This is a genomic window from Algoriphagus kandeliae (genome assembly GCF_004571135.1).
GTDB classification, from domain to species: Bacteria; Bacteroidota; Bacteroidia; order Cytophagales; family Cyclobacteriaceae; genus Algoriphagus; species Algoriphagus kandeliae.
Map to the genome: position 1 here is coordinate 670,240 of NZ_SPSB01000004.1, position 18,544 is coordinate 688,783.

The following is an 18,544-nucleotide window of genomic DNA, read 5'->3' on the forward strand; positions in this document are numbered from 1 at the left end:
TTTTGAATATCATTTATTTCACTTTTCAATGAAATCAGCCCTTTTATCCTTTTGGATTCTCACATTAGCTTTTTTATCCTGTACTACTAAGACCCCAGAAAAAACATCTTCCCAAAAACCTAACATCCTCTTAATTGTAGCGGATGATCTGGGCTATGCGGATTTGGGATCTTTTGGTGGAGATATTGAAACTCCTAATTTGGATCAATTGGCAAAAGAAGGAATCCGCTTTAATCAATACCATACTGCTCCCTATTGCGCCGTTACTCGGGCCATGATGCTGTCCGGTAATTACAATCATGTCGCAGGTATGGGATCTCAGGATTTGGTCACTGGAATTCCGGGTTATGAAGGACATTTGAGCGAGCGGATTATTCCAATACCAGAATTACTTCAGCAAGCCGGATATCACACCTATACCGTAGGTAAATGGCATTTAGGGCTACGGCCTGAGGACAACCCACACCAAAAAGGGTTCGAATACTCATTTGTCACCCTAGAAGGAGGTGCTAATCATTACAGCAGCAGAGGTGTTTTCCCAGATGCTCCTGAATCCCCATACACCGAAAACGGCCAAAAAGCCAGCTGGCCAGAGGATGCTTACTCTACTGATTTTTATACAGACAAGTTAATTTCCTATATCGAGTCCAATCGAGAAGATAAGCAACCGTTTTTTGCTTTTGCCGCCTACACTTCACCCCATTGGCCACTTCAGGTGGATGAAAAGTTTTGGAAAAAATACCAAGGACGGTACGATGAAGGCTATGAAGTTCTACAAAAAAAAAGGCTGGAATCCCTCAAAAAAGCTGGAATCATCCCGCCCAATGCCTCACTTCCGGCCTTACACCCAATTGTCACTCCCTGGGATTCACTTTCTCAGGAAGAGCAACAAAAAGAAGCCCGGAAAATGGAGCTCTATGCTGGAATGGTTGACAACCTTGATTACAATATAGGCCGATTAGTAAGCTATCTAAAGGAAAATGGATTGTATGAAAATACACTGATCGTCTTCGTTTCTGACAATGGAGCGGCAGCTGAAGACTTTTATTACAGTTCCTATTTCGGTCCTTTTCTTCAAGAAAATTATACAGATTCCTATGAAGAAATGGGTAAGGAAAATTCCTTCATTTCCTATGGACCACAATGGGCCGAAGCAGGAACTTCTCCCTATCGCTACTTCAAAGGATATACTACCGAAGGAGGTATGATTGCACCCATGATCATTTCAGGTTCATCCGTACTTCAAACCAATTCAATTGTAGATCAATTCGTGACAGTGATGGATTTGGCTCCTACTTTTTATCAACTCGCAGATTTGGAATATCCTTCCGAATGGAAAGGAAAAGAAGTAAAGCCCCTGGCCGGAAAATCCCTCTTACCTATTCTTCAAGAAGGGCAAAATGTAATCCACGATTCTACCTATGTATTTGCTTTGGAGCATAGAGGTCGAATCATGCTTCGAAAAGGCAAGTGGAAATTACTCAATATCACTACTCCCTATTCAGAAGAAAACTTTGAATTGTACGACTTGTCCGCTTCACTGAACGAGCAAAATAATGTGAAAGAATGCTATCCAGAGAAATACGAAGAATTGCTTCAGGAATGGAATACCTATTCAAAATCAGTTGGTGTCAGAACCCCAACTCCTCGACCAGGCGAGGGCTTAAATGATTAATCTATGGCAGAAAAACAAACAACTGAGCTGAAGCGTGAAGTGGGAATGGGTGGTGTCATTACCAATGTGCTTAGCATTTCCATTGGTAGTGGGATATTCCTTTTACCAGCTTTGGTTTATGGGATTTTGGGCCATGCCAGTATTCTGGCCTACATCTTCTGCGGATTTATTTTTATGTGTCTCGGACTATGTTTTGGAGAATTGGGCAACCGAGTGCCAGATACCGGAGGTTTATATGTTTACATCAATCGTGCCTTTGGCCCCATGGCCGGATTTATTGCCAATATTCTGTATTGGTTGGGGGTAGGAGTTTTAGCATGCGGCGCTTTGATGAACGCACTTGCTGATATTGCAGGTTCATACTTTCCTATTTTCAAAGAAACCGGGATGAGGGTTGCCTTCTTCGCTGCCATCAGCGCTTTCAGCTGTTTTTTGAATTTTAAGGGAATAAAAGACAGCATGGTCTTTATCAAAATCCTCACTTGGACCAAGGTACTATCTCTGATGGCTTTGGTTAGTATTGCACTTACCCAAATAGATTTTGCCAATATCAGTTGGGAAGGATTCCCTGAATTCGGGCAAGTTGGAGAGGCTTCCATTTTGCTCATTTTTGCCTTTTTGGGAGGGGAACTGGCTCTAGCCAATGGTGGAGAAATGAAAGATCCTACCCGAACAGGTCCTATGGGTTTTATCATAGGAATCGTAATGGTGATTCTTGGATTTTGTACCATCCACCTGGCTGCCCAAGGGGTTTTGGGAGATTTGATGCTTACTAATCAGGAAGCTCCTTTAGCTGAATTAGCCAAGGTGATTTTTGGGGAAACGGGATTTCTTTTGGTATTGATTCTCTCTTTCATTGCTGTTTGGAGTACTTTAAGTTCCATTATTACACTTCTTCCTAGAATCCTGTATGCAGGCGCAAAAGACGGATTGCTTCATCCGGTTCTTTCCAAAGTACATCCTTCCCACGGTACTCCCTATGTGGCTATTTTATTCTTGGGTGTTTTAGAATTTGCTTTCGCTGCATCCGGCAGCTTCCGGTATTTGTTGGTATTGGTCACAGGGGCCTCCTTGGTTATCTACTTTGGGGCTGTCCTGGCCTATCTCAAATTTCGCTGGAAAAATAAATCTGATGTGCCCAACTACTTTCGAGTACCCTTCGGGAATACCATTGGAATCATCACCCTGATCGCTTTAGCCTGGGTATTTTTTCAACTAAGCAATAATGAATTATTAGCAATAGGCCTTTTCATAGTGCTATTGGCCGTCATCTATATACTAAGAACACAGATTAAAAAAAGATCCAATGAACCTATCATTAACTAATAATACCATGAAAAAAGTACTGGTTTTCCTTTTTCTTTCTTTCGGGCTGTATTCGCTGACCATCGCCCAGCAAAAAACAAATCTCGAATTGACAGATCTCTTCGATCTCGAATATGTCACTAGCCCGAGCATCTCTCCAGATGGAAGCAAAATCGTCTATGTCCGCAACTTCAAGGACATCATGACCGATCAAGACTATTCCAATTTATGGATCGTCAATATGGATGGAACACAAAATCGCCCCATTACTCAAGGTAATCAACGGGACTATGCACCCGTTTGGTCGCACGATGGAAGTAAGTTGGCTTTCCTTTCCAATCAACAAGACGACAAGGTGAAGCTCTTCGTCCACTACTTCGACACCAATAGCTCTGTAGCGCTCACCAACTCAGCAACTCCTCCTAGTGCTGTGTCCTGGTCCTATGATAATCAGCATTTGGCTTTCACTCAATTCGTCCCTGCTAAGGCAAATTCCTTACTAAAAATCCCCTCCAAACCACAAAGTGCGGAATGGAATGCTCCACCGATCTTTATTGATGAAATGGTCTACCGAAGAGATGGCGGAGGCTATGTAAGCCCAGGTTATAGACAGATTTTTACCATAGGCCTTTCTGGTGGTACCGCGAGACAACGAACTTTTGATGATCAGAATCACGGATCTCCTATCTGGTCTGCTGATGGGCAAAGCCTCTTTTTCTCGGCCAATCTTCATGAAAATTCAGAACTGGAGCCAGCAAACTCCGAAATCTACCAACTTGATTTAGCGAGTGGAAAGATCACCGCCTTGACTTCCCGTTTTGGTCCTGATTCGGGTCCAACTCTATCACCAGATGGAAAAATGATTGCTTACACTGGATTTGACGATAGCTTCCAAGGGTACCAAGTCACGCATCTTTATGTAATGAACACGGATGGAACGGGTATTAAAAACTTAACTGAATCGCTCGATCGAGATGCTGGAAATCCCCAATGGGATGCGAATGGCCAAGGAATCTATTTTCAATACGATGAATTTGGGGACACCAAAGTAGCCCATGTTTCCCTGAATGGAAAAATCCGAACCCTGGTAGAAGGTCTAGGCGGATTGGATTTGGGGAGACCCTATAATTCAGGCACCTACTCTGTGTCTACCAATAATAGAATTGCCTACACCTTAGGAGGGCCTGAGCATCCAGCTGATTTGGCAGTCTGGAATGGTGGAAATACCTCCCGACTTACTGCTTTGAATGATGATGTTTTCTCCTACCGAAAAATTGGAAAAACAGAAGAAATCTGGTGGGAATCCAGCTTTGATGGCCGAAAAATCCAAGGTTGGATTGTAACCCCTCCTGACTTTGATCCCAACAAAAAGTATCCATTCATTTTAGAGATCCACGGTGGTCCTTTTGCCATGTATGGGTCTTCCTTCGCCTATGAAATTCAAGCTTATGCCGCAGCAGGCTATGTGGTGCTTTATACCAATCCAAGAGGAAGTACCGGCTACGGCCAGGAATTTGGCAACTTGATTCATCATGACTACCCCAATCATGATTATGAAGACCTGATGTCAGGTGTAGACGCAGTCATTGAAAAAGGCTACATCGACACCGAAAACCTATTCGTGACAGGAGGATCTGGTGGGGGAGTTTTGACTGCTTGGATTGTGGGTAAAACAGATCGATTCAAAGCTGCGGTAGTAGCCAAGCCCGTGATCAATTGGACCAGCTTTGTACTGCATGCAGACAATCCTGTCTTTTTTACCAAATACTGGTTTGGGGCAAAGCCTTGGGAGGATATTGAAAATTACTGGAGAAGATCTCCTCTTTCATTGGTAGGTAATGTAACTACGCCAACCATGCTGTTGACAGGAGAGCGTGATTTCCGAACTCCTATTTCAGAATCCGAACAATACTATGCAGCTCTCAAGCTTCAGGGAGTGGAATCGGCTATGGTTCGCATTCCCAATGCATCTCATGGCCTGGTGAACCGACCCAGTATGCTGATGAGTAAAAGTGCCGCGATTTTAAGCTGGTTTAATCATTATCGAGATCAAAAATGAAGGGATTAAGCTGCCTTTTTCTATGCCTTTTATTCCATTTCAGCTTTGCGCAGGAATCTGAGAAATCTCAGATTCTTGCACAAAGAGAAGCTTCCAATCAAGCCTTACGCGCTTTTGATGAGGAATTAAACGCAACTTTTCTAACAGATGATGTACTAATCACCACAGGTGCCGGGACTTTGCTCTCGGGAAAAGAAGCATTGATGGATTATGTACAGGAGGTATCAGGACCCAGAATGTATTGGATTCGAACTCCCGATGAAGTCATTGTCAATCCAGAAACTCAATTGGCTTGGGAAACAGGAACCTGGAAAGGGTATTTCGAAGATTCGGAAGAACCGGTAGTGGGAGGAAAATATTCAGCCCAATGGACCAAGAAATCGGGGACTTGGCTGATTCATTCCCAACTGTTTGTCACCTTACCAAAATGATTAGATGAAAAAGAAAAAAACTCCTTGGTGGGGAAATTTGAAGGACTTTTTCCTTCTCTTTTTAGCAGTATTCTGTGGGTTTCTCGCTGAGAATTACCGGGAATCTTTAAGCAACAAAACGATAGAAAAGGAATACATCCTTTCCTTGGTAGAAGACCTAAAATCCGACACCGCAAGCCTAAACACCTACATTACTTTTAAAAAGAACAAATCCCACCTAATGGACTCCTTGGCAAACATGATAGTCTCCGAGGAAAAACATTTGTTGGGAAACGAAATCTATTTCTTAGCCAGACAGGTCTTTAATGATAGTCCATTTGTATACTCAGATGGTACCATTCAGCAATTAAAAAATGCCGGAAACCTCCGCCTGATCAAAAAAAGACTTGTCGTCGAGGATTTACTCAAGTATGAAAAGAAAGTAATTGTGCTCCATGAGTGGGACGAAAACGACACCCGAACCAAATCCACATTCCGGGAAATGGGTGGCAAGGTTTTCAACTCCCAAGCATTGAATGCTACGATGGATGAAGGGTTGAACTTTGTAGTTCCTACAACTAATCCACAACTGGTCACGGATGATTTTCAAACCCTAAATGAACTCGCTTTTCAGATTCATTATTTATCAAAAATGTGCCTTGGAAATAGTGTGCGCGCAGCATCCCTAAGGAAAGATGCTGAAGATTTATTGGAATTGATTCACAAAGAATATGAACTCCCTTAATTAAAGCTTTTTCTTTACTCGGAAAGCCTATGATCTCCTTCTTCAGAAAAATCCGCCAAAAACTTCTTTCCCAGAACCGAGTGACCCGGTACCTGACCTATGCTGTAGGAGAGATCATCTTGGTCAGCATAGGAATCCTAATTGCCTTACAGGTGAACAATTGGAATGAGGAACGAAAGACCAAGGTTTTTGAAAAAGAGATTCTATCCCTCATTAGCGAAAATCTTACCCGGGATTCAGTATTGATTACCCAAGAATACCAAAAAGCAGTTTTGGCAAATCAAATCACGGATTCTATTCTGAATCGGGTAAATCAGGGAGTCTTTGATGAAACACTCAATATTTGGATGGCAAAAGTGATCCGATTTGAGCGCTTCAAATCTCAAACCAGTGGGTTCGAGGTATTGAAATCCAAAGGAATGGACATGCTCTCTGATAAAACTCTTCAGGTTGATTTGATCAATTATTATGATGAAATCCTTTTCAAGGTCTATCAGTCACTTTCTGACGTGGAAGGCTCCTTCAATGAAGACTGGATTCCCTTGGCAAAGAGGGAGTTTAATGACTTTGACTATGATGATCGAATGGAGCCAAGAGACTTGAAGACTTTTATGGAAAACCAACAGCACATCGTGCTATTCAAGATGTTTCAGGACAACCGGGAAGGATCTATCAATAGAATGTATGCCGCCTTACAAGAAATTTCCTCTCTTAAATCTCAAATTAAAGCCCATCTTCAATGATTTCTTTTTTCAGAAAAATCCGCCAGAAACTACTTGCTCAGAATCGGATCACTCGCTACCTCGCCTATACTGTTGGGGATGCTTTTTCAGAAACAGCCTGTGGTTTAATTACCTAAGTCTTCATTCAGACGAAGCAGGATAAAAGGATTTTTAATCCTAAAAAATACTTGCACCCAGAAAGGAATTCTGAAAATTATCGAAGAAAAAAACTCCCCCTCTTCCGAATGGAAAAGGAGGAGTGGTCACCCGTTTAGCTTAAAAAATTCAGTCAATGAGCTTGTTCTTAATTTGTTGAGATGCGGTAAATCACATTCTTACCGCCACCGGAAACATAAATATCTCCCGATTGGCCGACAGCCACCCCATCAAACCAATAAGATGGAGTCACAAGATTATCTAAATTAATGGGAGCAGCACTCAGTTTGAGTCCATCAGCTACAGTGGTTACTACTCCTGTTACCAAGTCAACGCGCGATAATCGAGAAGCCTCAGATTCCACAACTAACAATCCTCCTTCTTTATCCCAAGCCAATCCTTCAGGGCCTTTAAATCCAGTTGCTAGTGTTACTGGGATGTTGTCTGGTCCTAGCTGCCAGATGGTTCCGGTAGCGAAATCGGCCGCCCATAAAGTTTCTCCATCAGTTGCCAATCCGCTTGGTACAATTAGAGTCCCTCCCGGAAATATAGGTGACTGGTCACTTGCACGGACCACGTTACCGACGAGCAAAGCGGACACAGCAATATCATCTTTGAATCGGATAGCATCGACAGGAACACTAGGTATCTCAAAAATCTGAAGTACCTTATCAGTCTGTGGATTCCAAACCTGAACCACACCGGCAAACCAGGAAGAAACGATCAGATTCTCCCCGTCTGCCGAAAGGGTGAAAGGAGTCGTCAGATTATCCGGGTTTCCGAGCAAATCGCCTTTATACATCATTTCCTCCTTACCGTTGAGCCCATTGAATTGTCTCAATCGAAACAAGTCCGCAACAAACAAAGCATCTTGCTTATTCGCCCTCGGCAAAACAGCCAAGCCCATGGGCCCGATCATTCCTCCTCCACTTACCGTGCGAGGCTGTCCACTAGGTAGAATTTCTACTATTGAACCAAAATCCGCATTTGAAATAAATAGGGAGCCCTCGGAGTCGAAGGCTAGGTTATCAAGACCAGTTTGAATTTTGACAAGGAGTGTTTTTTCTCCGGTCTCGGTATTTACTTTAAACACCTCTCCTGTAGATTGATCCAATACATGCAGAACTCCTTTGGAATCAAACTTCGCTGCTACGGGTACAGTAAAGCCTTCTGACACGATTTCGGCAGTTCCATCTTCAAAGGGTTTGGTGGAAGGAGGAGTCCCTGGCCCTCCTACGTTCACCCGGATCACTTTCCCACCTGCAAATTGAGGTCCGTACAATTTTCCATCAGGACCAAAATCAAATGCATTTAAAAATGCAAGAGGGAAAAAAAAGTTTTCCTCGGCAGCAACGATGATGGGTCTTGGTGGATCATTGAAGTCGGGATCCAGCTCGTACAATCCGTCACCCAGAAAGCAAAGCCCTACAAACAATCGACCATCCTCTGAGAACGTAATTGGGTTAACCCCAGGTGCCACAAACTGCTCGGTCACTACTCCATCCGGAGTCCTTCGCTTTACAAATCCAGTAAAAATATCTGTCCAATACAAAGACCCATCCGGTCCAAATGCCAAATCATCCGGTGTAGTCACCCCTTCATTTGGTCCAAGTCGATTCAAGATTTTACCGTTCTGACTATTCATCACGATAATTTCCTGCGAATTCACTGTTCCGATGTAAAGGTTGCCATCAGGTCCAAAGTTGATACCATTGGCACCCTTTAAGGGTGAGCCAGTGGCAATCTCTTTAACAAGTGTCTGGGTACTCTTTTTTTTCGCGTTCAAGTTGGAAAGTTGCTCCAGTTCATAACATGCAGTCATACTAACCAAAACCGCTAATAGGCTAAAAATGGAAAATCGGTTACTTTTCATAATTTTTTGGGGTTTTAATGGATAAAATGTTTAAAAAAGCTTTTTGAAGAATTAGCCCCTTCGGGGACTTTAAAGCTCATCTTTATGGAAAAACATATTCGACTAAAAGCCTAAAAGGTAGTCCCAGATCAATGAGTTATTTACTTTTGAAAAGTATGTAGAAATAAAAAAATCGGCCTTAGCTATTGTTTCAAATGTATTAGACATGGTTTCAAATCAAAAAAAATGTAGATAATACAGACTTGAGGAAAAACGGGAGGCTTGCATCCTTTAAATCAAATGCTTCGATCTAGTGAATTCAAAGCAGTGTTAGCCTTTTCTATAAAAGCTAGGTGCCTGCCCAAACTCTTTGATAAATTCCTGTGTAAAATGGCTGGGATTGCTGTATCCGACTGCATAGCCGATTTCAGAAATGTTTAAACTAGAATTTTCTAAAAGTCTCATGGCCTCCTGCATACGAATGGTTCGGATCACCTGAGAGGTTGATTTATTAGTCAAGGCCTTCAGTTTGCGATGAAGCTGGGTCCGGCTGACCCCTAGCATTTTGCAAATCTCCGAGATGCCAAATTCTTCATTTCCTATTTCACTTTCTACGAGATCTCGGATTTTTTTAAGGAAGGTGTCCTCTTTCAATTCAGATGATGTCTTTGGCTCGGGTAGGGTCTTCAGACCTTCATATCTGGAAATGAGTTTTTGTCGGACCTCTATCAATTTACGAAGCCTAATCTCCAATTCATTTTTATTAAAAGGTTTGGTCAGGTAAGCATCGGCTCCTGTTTCCAACCCGGCCAATCGGGAGTCCATGTCTGCCTTAGCGGTAAGTAGGATGATAGGGATATGACTGGTTCGTTCATCGTCTTTTAACCTTTCCACTACTTCATAGCCATCCTTTTCTGGCATCATTACATCAGAGACGATAATATCCGGGATTATTTCAATAGCCAAGTGAATTCCCTGAAGACCATTTCTTGCTTTTTGAATACGATAGTTTCCCCTGAGGCAAAGTTCCAAATAGCCTAAAACATCCTCATTGTCTTCGATAAGCAATGCGAGTGGAAGGCTTTCATCGTAATTTTCTTCCACCCCAATAGCGGAGGCTTTTAGTGTATCCTTGACAAAAGGCTTTAAGTTTTGGGTCAATTCCACCGCAGAACCTTTGGGAGCATGGTTTCGGATGGGTAGCCTGAGGGTAAATTCTGAACCTTTTCCAAGCTGACTGCTGACCTCAATAGTTCCTGCCATGAGTTCGACGAGTTCTTTGGTAAGTGCCAATCCAATTCCACTACCTTCCTCAGTTCTGGTGGCGGAATCATCCACCTGAAAAAATCGGTCAAAAATCCTCGATAAATGTTCAGAGTGTATTCCTTTACCTGTATCGATAACATTCAATTCAAGCATATCTTCTCCTTCTTTAGCCTTGATTTTTTCCACCTTGAGGTAGATGTTTCCACCGGATGGAGTGAATTTGATCGCATTGCCTAAGAGGTTAGAAAAAATGGTTTGAATTTTTTCCGGATCAAAGTCCATATGCAAGGTCTTTAAGTCTGTAAAAAAGTGTAAGCGGATATCCTTGGAGTCTGAATATGAGTGAAAGGATTCTGTCAAATAGTGTAAATACTCCAAAATATCATCATGGATCATTTTTGCAGTTAAAACCCCAGACTGAAGTTTGGACAAATCCAGCATCTGGTTGACCAGCCTTAATAATTGGACACCATTCCGCTTGATCATAGGCAATCCATCCCTTAAATTTTCCACCGTCGGGTGACTCAATATATAGTCTGAAATCCCTGTGATTACAGTTAAGGGGGTCCGGAATTCATGAGTCAAATTGGTGTAGATTCTGGTTTTAAACTGATCCAATTCCTTTAGCTGGATCACTTCAGCCTGGGCCAGTTTTCTTCTCAACAAAAAGCTATAAATAACGAAAAGGAGCAAAAAGAACACTAAGCCATACCCCAGCCATGCCCACCATTGGGTAAACCATGGAGGTAAAATCTCAACTGAAATAGATTTAAGCCCTACGACCCCAAATCGATTGGTTGCCTGGATATGGAAGACGTACTCACCCGGAGGCAAAGAATAATACTCTGCTTGGTGGGTATTGCCATTCTTCCAATTTTGATCATAATTTTCGAGTTGGTAACGAAGATTTTTATCTGGTTCCAAAGTCACAAAATCAATACTGGCAAACTGGAAAGAAAAGGTATTCTGATTATGGGCGAGTTGAATTTCAGAAGTTTCCAAAAGACTTTTGGGTAAAATCTTTGGATCTGTTCTCGCAGAGATTTCTCGCTCTCCCAAAAGAAATGAGGTTAAGTATGGAATGGGAGCGACGGAATATTGACTTACTAGTTTGTCTGGATGAAATGAAAAATAACCCTCATCATTACCAACAAAAATCTCCTTTTGTGTAGAGATGAATGGCTCAAAAGAAAAATAGCCTGCTTGACTGGGTTCTTTCCAGCTATTTCCAAACAAAGCCGCATTATTCGTTTCGGGATTGAGGCGGATAAATCCAATATCTGTAAATAACCAAAGGAAGCCAGAGTCATCTTCTACCAGCCCGGTAATCCTGAGTAAATCGGTAATCAGCCCCGTATTGTCATAGTAAGGATTAAATCGATCTTCTTCCGGATCATATAAAAAAAATCCTGAACGATAAGATCCGGCCCAAATTCTTCCTTTCTCGTCCTCATAAATTCCCAGTATTGAAATCTCGGAGCCATCTAAGTATCTTTTAAATTTCCCTGAATCATCTTGAAGTAAGTTGATTCCATTTCTCGTGCCAATCCAAATCTGACCTTTTGAATCTTGGGCCAGACTGATGACATTGCCCGAGCTTAGGCTGGTCGAATCAGTTGGATCATGCCTATAGTCCCTGAAAGTCCTACTTTTCGATTCAAAAAAATTAAGTCCCCCACCTGTGGCTATCCATGCGTTTCCTCCTCTGATTGGCAGTATGGCATTGGCAATGGGTGAGATTAAGCCTTCCTTACTTGCATCTTTCCTTCCATAGTTTTGATAAGTGTTTGTAGCTCTATCGAAAAAAAATAAGCCTCTCGAACTCGTACCTATCCAAACATTCCCCTCCTGATCAAATTTCAGTGCCCGTAAAATGTCATTGCCAATGGTCCTCTGTACGAAACTAAAAAAACTATCCTCTGATGTTTCCAATTCATGACCAAAAACACCCTGCGAGGTGCCAACCCAGATACCTTTTTCCTGATCTTCACCAAAAAAGACCGCTCTTGGTCCAGTTTTAAAATATTCAAAATTCTCTTGTAACGTAGAGACCCTATAGAGCACTTGATTCTCATTTTCAGGTAGCCAGGAAGAAATCCAAATCAAATTATCATCTGTTTTGAGTGAGGTCCAGTAGCCATTATTATCGTGGTATTGGGACTCCTCACCAGTTGAACCAAAAAACGCCATTTTCTTGGATTTGGGGTCATACCGGTTTATACCCCCCGCATAAGTTCCAATCCAAATACCACCTTCGGCATCTTCGTTGATGAAAGTGATGTGATCAACTGCAAAAGAAGCTCTGTCATTAATTGGCGGACGGGAAAGAGCATTGGGATTGCCAGGAATATTAATAAGCCTTTGAAACTTTCCTATTTCCCGGTCCATCAGGTGAAGTCCATCTCCATCCGAACCTATATAAAAATTGCCCTTACTATCTTCAAATATTGCTTTTACACGATTTCCAATAAGGGAATTAGGATCTGCAGGATCATGTTTGAAATGGGTTATCACACCGGTGTTTTTTACTACGCGGTATAGACCAGAGGAAGGAGAATCTGTGCGATCGAAGGCATTACCAGCACCTATCCAAATTACTCCTGAACTGTCTTCATAAATGCTCCGGATAAATGCCTTTTGAAGCATTCGACCATTAGGACTGTCAACCTTGATTTGGACGAAATTCCCAGTCTCTCTATCCAATGTATCTACTCCTACGTCTGTACCGATCCATAAGGTCCCTGAGCGATCCACCAATAAGGAATATATTCTGTTACTTCGAAGACTGTTGGGATTTTCTGGTTCCTTCCTATAATGAGTGAAAGATTCGGACTTAGGATCAAATCGATCTAAACCATCGACGATGCTTCCAATCCAAATCTCCCCTCCTTTTCCAGCTGCGATACATTCGAGTTGATCTAAGTGTAGTGCGCTACTGTCATTGGGATTGGGCCTATAATATTTTTTGTTAGTCCCATCAAAGCGAATTAAACCATCAGAGGTCTTGGCGAGCCAGATAAAGCCATTTTCGTCCTGACACATCCCTGAAATAATACTGAAGGAGGGATCAAAAATAAAAGGCACTGGAGTGATTTTAACCTCCTGACCAGTCGTAAGTAAAGACTTTAAGAAAAAAATAATTAGAAAAAAAAACCTAGCGCTTCTCATCTATTTAAAACAATTAGCAATCAACAACTTAGCCCTATTATTTTTAATAAAAAAAAGAATAGTGAAAATAAAAAAACCGCGCTGGTATTTTGGAAGAAACACCATATCAAAATCAGAAACCCTAAATCTAGAAGGCTCCAAAAATCCAGCATCAAGATATATCCCTTTTTTCCCTTAACTTACTTAAAGCTATGCAACTAGTTGCCTCTGAATTAACTTCTTACCCACTTATGATTCAATTTTTCCGGGAAACCCGTCAGAAACTCCTCGAAGAAAATCCAGTGACTCATTTGCTCGCCGTTATTCAAAGATTAATCGGCTGGTTTAAACTGAAAATTTTTAGTGTTTCACTTATCTCTCAATTGCTGAACTAAAATGATATCATTTTTTAGAAAAATCCGCCAAAAACTTGTTCAAGACTTGCCTACCGGTAAAGTAGGGAACCGAGTGACCCGGTACCTGACCTACGCTGTGGGCGAAATTATCTTGGTAATGGCAGGTATTCTGATCGCCTTGCAGGTCAACAATTGGAATGAGGAACGAAAGCGTCAGGAGGAATTTGCTGTCACCATCGAGCAGATCTACAATGTCTTGGATGTGGAAATCCAGGAGCTACTTTTCTTGGAGTATCATTTCATGCAGCAAAATCTATACATAGACACCTTGTATAATCGTCCGGAACTTTTGGCTCCCTCGCATATCCCAGGGATACTGAATTATGAGGAAGCGGAACCAAGTCCCTTCCAAACCAGCACGGGCTTCTTTCTCCAAAATCTGAAAGTAAAACCCGGAAACCCAGATGAGATATTACTCGCTAGAGATTTGACAGAGTATGCCTCGATGGCCAATTTGGAATTCAATCGATCTGAAAAGCTCCTCAAAGAGCTGCTTTTGAAGGAAACCATCCCCACACCAGATTTGACCTTTGGAATTGCTTTAAATCAAAGATTTTTAGAAATGCCAGGTGTCTTTACTGAAGATCAGATTTTGAGAAGCCAGGAAATGATCAACGACCCAGAGGTTAGGGCTGCTTTGATCAAAGCAGCGGTCCTTCATGATAGCTATACAGCTGATGCTTTTCACGTGCGCGAACTAGGAGAAACTCTGAAAACCCAAATCAAAAGGCAATTTCCCCATGTCAAGTTGCTATACAAAAACCTGGGCTTAGTGGGCGAGGGCTCCCCTCACCAAGATTGGGGTACAGATGTCCCATTTGAAAGAAAATCAGAGGACCCCAATATTTGGGAGGCTGAAATAGAATTACCCGGAGGCCAGATTAAATTCCGGGAAAATCAGACTTGGAACCGCAACTGGGGAGGGAATACATTCCCAAAAGGATATATGTATTGGCAAGGCCCAAATCTAGAGGTGCCTGCTGGGAAGTACCGAATTGTTTTAAATATGACTGATAAAACTTACGAGTTTATTCCTTTAACGCCATGATCTCTTTCTTCCGCAAAATCCGTCAAAAATTCTTGGAGCAAAATCGAATCACTCGATACCTGCTTTATGCTATTGGTGAAATCATCTTGGTAGTCATAGGTATTCTGATTGCGCTACAGGTCAACAATTGGAATGAAGAAAGAAAAATCACCAAGCGAACTTCAACTTACCTAAGATCTTTAGTTGACGAAATAGAGACCAATGAGGAAAAACTGTCTTATAACCTGAATTATCTCGATAAAAATATCGAAGGAACTATCCAAACCATGCGGCTCCTAAAGCCCACATATGAAGATTCTCTGAGTGATGAAGCGATTGTCAAAGCTTTAAATTCCCATATTAATCCATTGTATTTATCCATACTTGAACGGTTGGTATATAATGATTTAGTTTCTGCTGGTATATTAGAACATATTGAAGATCAGCAATTCAAAAAAGAAATACTTAACCTAGGTGAGTCCTTAGATTATTATGATTTTTACCTGGAAAGGGCGAGTAATACCTGGATAAATTATTTGATGCCCTATCAAATTGAAAACTTCTTAGTCATTAATAGTATGGACTCCATCAGGGGAATTGCAATGCCTGAAATTGAGATTTCTATCAATAGAAGTGCTTATGTCAATAATCAGTATTTTGATAATCAATTAAGAAGCAAGCTGATATTTTATAGAAATCTAGCAGGCCATATCGATCAAATGAATCAAGAAATGTCTTCCCTTAAGCAAGAAATCATCTCAAGAATCAATTAAATGCTCAGATTTTTCAGACATATCCGCCAAAAAATGCTCCAGCAACATCGCCTAACCCGATACCTTGCTTATGCTGTCGGCGAAATTGTGCTGGTCGTAATAGGTATTTTGATCGCATTGAGTATCAATAACTGGAACGATCAAAAAAAAGCACGAGATTTTGAAGTTAAAATGCTTGGTGAACTTCAAAGCACCCTAAAAGCTGATCTTAATTACATTGAAAATCACTTATTAGGTAATCGAAATCAAGCAGAATTAGACGCAATTGACTATTTCAGCGACTTACTTAAAAAAGTGAATAGAGACACTGACTCCTTAAGATACCATTGGTCAAGGTTAGCCTATGGGCAAAATTTTAGGATGAATTTAGGTCCTTATGAGAGTCTTAAATCTATGGGAGTCGAAAAGATCAGCAATGATTCACTGAGGTATCAGATCGTTCGCTTTTATGACTTTATTTTTCCTAGAAATAGAGATTTAATTCAAACAGCTCAAGATAGAGTTGAACGTGATGATGACCGCTTAGCCCAATTAATGGATGATATGACCTATGAACTGGTAGATGACGAGGTAATCATTGATCGCCCAAACCCAGACCCATCCATCATATATGATCCTTTGTTTCTAGAAGTATTAAGAAATGCGGAAAGGAGGACCTCTTGGACAATCCAGCACACCAATGCGGTAATTGAGGAACTCAATTTTTTACTGAGAAAAATAAATGACGAATTAAATAAGTAGATGCTCAACTTCCTCCGAAAACTCAGACGAAAAAATATGAATACCAAGTACTTTAAATATGCTTTGGGTGAGATTGTTTTGGTGGTTATTGGTATACTGATAGCATTAAGCATTAATAACTGGAATGAGGAAAGAAAATCGAGTCTGCTCGAATTAAAACTTCTCAAAGAGGTTGAAGTGAGCATGAAAGAAGATAGTCTCCTACTGAACAATGCCATTGCAAGAATGCAAAGACAGTCCAGAATTGCAGAGGGGATCAGGGCACATTTCTCTCAACGAAAAGCGTATCACGACACACTGGATACCAGTTTTGGAAGAGTATCTTTCCTTTTTAACACCCAATTCAGTTATGCAGCTTATGAAAGCCTAACCTTAGCAGGACTGAATTTAATTCGTAACGATAGCTTGAGACTTCAATTACCTGACTATTATCACTTCTTAAAAAACATTGAAGAAGTAGGTCAGGAATTTGATTTACCTGTTTATTTCAGAACAACAATTTACCCTAAGTATTTTAACTCCTTTAGTTGGGGCGAAGATGGAGCACATCCAGCTGATTATGATAGACTTTTGAATAGCTCAGACTTTATGGTGGCACTCGATTACGTTCGTAATGACAGTAGATTCTATACTAATAATTACAAGGAAATTTATTCGATGAATCAAAAGCTTTTGAAAATGATCCGAACAGAACTCAAGTCAAGAGAATAATATGTTGAATTTTTTAAGAAAACTTAGAAGGAATAACCTGAATGCCAAATACTTCAAGTATGCTATCGGTGAAATTTTTCTTGTTGTAATTGGAATATTGATTGCGCTGCAAGTCAATAATTGGAACCAAGAACGTTTGAACAAAAAGAAGGCTAAAAGCTATCATGAGCGTATCATTGAAGATCTGGATATTTTCATAAACGAAACTGGAGAGCAAATCAATCGATCAGCATGGGCCAGAAAATTGATTTTGCAGACCATTGGTATGCTAGAAGCCAAAGAGCTCCCCGAAGACAAAATCCGAATTTTTGAAAGAACACTTCATCTGTACTATCAAGTACCCTATCGAAACCCCTCAATTTCGACCATTACAGAAATGAGAAGTAATGGTGAGCTTGAGTTAATGGACAATCTTGATTTAAGAAAAAAGCTCATACAATTCGAGCAAGAAATCTTATCAGCTGATGAAATCTTTGTCTTAATGGGGCATCACGCCGCAGAACAGGTTTTTTATATAGATCAATATATTCGTTCCTTTCCAGACACAAGTTTAGTATCCACTGACTATCTGGAAATACGAATAAAGGCAAATTTTAAAGAGATGGCTGATGACCCGAAGTTGTTGAATTATCTCTCAAAATTTTCAGTGCAATGGTCTCACCATATGATGTTTACCCGAGACTTAAATGAATCTGCCGTTAAGCTACGAGATGAATTGGTAGATGAACTAGAAAAGCTCAATTAATGATCTCATTCTTTCGCAAAATCCGTCAAAAACTCCTTCAACACCTGCCTGCCGGCAAGGCAGGGAACCGGATAACCCGATATTTAGCCTATGCTATCGGGGAGATCTTCTTAGTGGTGATCGGGATTTTGATTGCCCTTCAGGTGAATAACTGGAATGAGAATAACAAAACAAGATCTAAGGAACAGATCTTAGTTGCTAGTCTTAAAGAAGAAGCAACACTAGCCAGTGAGCTTGCAGATACTTTTATAGAGGCAGAGGAAACCAACATATCTGTACTTGAACTCATGCTAAAAAAGTGGCCAGATCTGACTTTTGATCTTATCAAGGGCGAATTCAGACCGTTTCAGGAGAGCAACTTTTCACCCATCTTCAATATGTCAGGCTATTCTCAATTCTTTGATCCGAGGATGGATGTGTACAATGCCGCAGTAAGTGATGGGTCTTTATCTATCATACAGGATAAGAGGTTGACGCGCCGGTTAGATGCATTGTATAACTATTCCGTGCCACGTATTAATGAGCTGATGAATGAAGAATATCTGCTTGGTCAATCAATTAATGAACACATAGCCGTAAGATACCAGCATGTTTTTTTGGACAATACTTTGAAAGATTCTCTCAAGGTACGGCCTAACTTATGGTCAGAAGATACCTACGAGGTCCTTTTCAAAGAGTTCAGAGAAGATGGAGTGCTTAAATACAAATTAGCACATCGGCTTGAACTAAAGCGATCCAGATTACTACTCATTTTGCAGGCAAAAGACTTTATAGCCACAATAAATTCCGATTGA

At 41.0% G+C, this 18,544-nt stretch carries 14 protein-coding genes; 12 read left to right on the top strand and 2 right to left on the bottom strand.

The genetic code is table 11. The features are described from left to right. Positions 1-28: 28 nt before the first annotated feature. From E4S40_RS15355 to E4S40_RS15380, 6 genes are read left to right on the top strand one after another with little or no spacing between them, the layout of a single operon-like run. The gene (locus E4S40_RS15355; RefSeq protein WP_135076119.1) at positions 29-1,675 is read left to right on the top strand and encodes an arylsulfatase; all 1,647 of its coding nucleotides are present in this window, start codon (positions 29-31) and stop codon (positions 1,673-1,675) included. Positions 1,676-1,678: 3 nt separating this feature from the next. Then, positions 1,679-3,001 carry an APC family permease gene (locus tag E4S40_RS15360; RefSeq protein WP_135076122.1) on the top strand — a complete coding sequence of 441 codons (1,323 nt, stop codon included), beginning with the start codon at positions 1,679-1,681 and terminating at the stop codon, positions 2,999-3,001. Positions 3,002-3,008: 7 nt separating this feature from the next. Beyond that, entirely contained in the window at positions 3,009-5,039 is a 2,031-nt protein-coding gene (locus E4S40_RS15365; RefSeq protein ID WP_135076125.1) for a S9 family peptidase, read from the top strand. Then, entirely contained in the window at positions 5,036-5,470 is a 435-nt protein-coding gene (locus tag E4S40_RS15370) for a YybH family protein (protein ID WP_135076128.1), read from the top strand. The genes E4S40_RS15365 and E4S40_RS15370 overlap by 4 nt, the downstream gene beginning before the upstream one ends. A 4-nt stretch (positions 5,471-5,474) precedes the next feature. Then, positions 5,475-6,194, top strand: a complete 720-nt coding sequence (locus tag E4S40_RS15375; RefSeq protein WP_135076131.1) for a hypothetical protein — start codon at positions 5,475-5,477, stop codon at positions 6,192-6,194. 29 nt (positions 6,195-6,223) lie between these two features. Further along, positions 6,224-6,937, top strand: a complete 714-nt coding sequence (locus E4S40_RS15380) for a DUF6090 family protein (protein WP_135076134.1) — start codon at positions 6,224-6,226, stop codon at positions 6,935-6,937. A gap of 283 nt (positions 6,938-7,220) precedes the next feature. Here the strand turns inward: E4S40_RS15380 and E4S40_RS15385 are convergent, their stop codons facing one another. Together E4S40_RS15385 and E4S40_RS15390 are read right to left on the bottom strand one after the other, a co-directional pair. After that, entirely contained in the window at positions 7,221-8,945 is a 1,725-nt protein-coding gene (locus E4S40_RS15385) for a hypothetical protein (protein ID WP_135076137.1), read from the bottom strand. A 309-nt stretch (positions 8,946-9,254) separates the two neighbouring features. Then, complete coding sequence (locus E4S40_RS15390; protein ID WP_161971816.1) at positions 9,255-13,274, bottom strand: hybrid sensor histidine kinase/response regulator transcription factor; 4,020 nt, start codon at positions 13,272-13,274, stop codon at positions 9,255-9,257. 459 nt (positions 13,275-13,733) lie between these two features. On the opposite strand from E4S40_RS15390, the gene E4S40_RS15395 reads away from it, so the two are divergent. From E4S40_RS15395 to E4S40_RS15420, 6 genes are read left to right on the top strand one after another with little or no spacing between them, the layout of a single operon-like run. Further along, positions 13,734-14,801, top strand: a complete 1,068-nt coding sequence (locus E4S40_RS15395) for a DUF6090 family protein (RefSeq protein ID WP_135076143.1) — start codon at positions 13,734-13,736, stop codon at positions 14,799-14,801. Next, the gene (locus E4S40_RS17175) at positions 14,798-15,553 is read left to right on the top strand and encodes a DUF6090 family protein (RefSeq protein WP_135076146.1); all 756 of its coding nucleotides are present in this window, start codon (positions 14,798-14,800) and stop codon (positions 15,551-15,553) included. Before E4S40_RS15395 ends, E4S40_RS17175 begins: the two co-directional genes overlap by 4 nt. Continuing rightward, positions 15,554-16,294 (top strand): DUF6090 family protein, encoded by a 741-nt coding sequence (locus tag E4S40_RS15405; RefSeq protein ID WP_135076151.1) that lies wholly within the window; start codon positions 15,554-15,556, stop codon positions 16,292-16,294. Positions 16,295-16,330: 36 nt separating this feature from the next. Continuing rightward, positions 16,331-17,005 (top strand): DUF6090 family protein, encoded by a 675-nt coding sequence (locus E4S40_RS15410; protein WP_135076154.1) that lies wholly within the window; start codon positions 16,331-16,333, stop codon positions 17,003-17,005. Position 17,006: 1 nt separating this feature from the next. Beyond that, positions 17,007-17,750 carry a hypothetical protein gene (locus E4S40_RS17180; protein ID WP_135076157.1) on the top strand — a complete coding sequence of 248 codons (744 nt, stop codon included), beginning with the start codon at positions 17,007-17,009 and terminating at the stop codon, positions 17,748-17,750. Further along, positions 17,750-18,544 (top strand): DUF6090 family protein, encoded by a 795-nt coding sequence (locus E4S40_RS15420; protein WP_135076160.1) that lies wholly within the window; start codon positions 17,750-17,752, stop codon positions 18,542-18,544. Before E4S40_RS17180 ends, E4S40_RS15420 begins: the two co-directional genes overlap by 1 nt.

Coding starts and splice junctions, on each gene's coding strand:
- E4S40_RS15385 (WP_135076137.1), bottom strand. CDS start 8,945: ATGAAAAGTAACCGATTTTCCATTTTTAGCCTATTAGCGGTTTTGGTT.
- E4S40_RS15410 (WP_135076154.1), top strand. CDS start 16,331: ATGAATACCAAGTACTTTAAATATGCTTTGGGTGAGATTGTTTTGGTG.
- E4S40_RS15365 (WP_135076125.1), top strand. CDS start 3,009: ATGAAAAAAGTACTGGTTTTCCTTTTTCTTTCTTTCGGGCTGTATTCG.
- E4S40_RS15370 (WP_135076128.1), top strand. CDS start 5,036: ATGAAGGGATTAAGCTGCCTTTTTCTATGCCTTTTATTCCATTTCAGC.
- E4S40_RS17175 (WP_135076146.1), top strand. CDS start 14,798: ATGATCTCTTTCTTCCGCAAAATCCGTCAAAAATTCTTGGAGCAAAAT.
- E4S40_RS15355 (WP_135076119.1), top strand. CDS start 29: ATGAAATCAGCCCTTTTATCCTTTTGGATTCTCACATTAGCTTTTTTA.
- E4S40_RS15395 (WP_135076143.1), top strand. CDS start 13,734: ATGATATCATTTTTTAGAAAAATCCGCCAAAAACTTGTTCAAGACTTG.
- E4S40_RS15420 (WP_135076160.1), top strand. CDS start 17,750: ATGATCTCATTCTTTCGCAAAATCCGTCAAAAACTCCTTCAACACCTG.
- E4S40_RS15405 (WP_135076151.1), top strand. CDS start 15,554: ATGCTCAGATTTTTCAGACATATCCGCCAAAAAATGCTCCAGCAACAT.
- E4S40_RS17180 (WP_135076157.1), top strand. CDS start 17,007: ATGTTGAATTTTTTAAGAAAACTTAGAAGGAATAACCTGAATGCCAAA.
- E4S40_RS15360 (WP_135076122.1), top strand. CDS start 1,679: ATGGCAGAAAAACAAACAACTGAGCTGAAGCGTGAAGTGGGAATGGGT.
- E4S40_RS15375 (WP_135076131.1), top strand. CDS start 5,475: ATGAAAAAGAAAAAAACTCCTTGGTGGGGAAATTTGAAGGACTTTTTC.
- E4S40_RS15380 (WP_135076134.1), top strand. CDS start 6,224: ATGATCTCCTTCTTCAGAAAAATCCGCCAAAAACTTCTTTCCCAGAAC.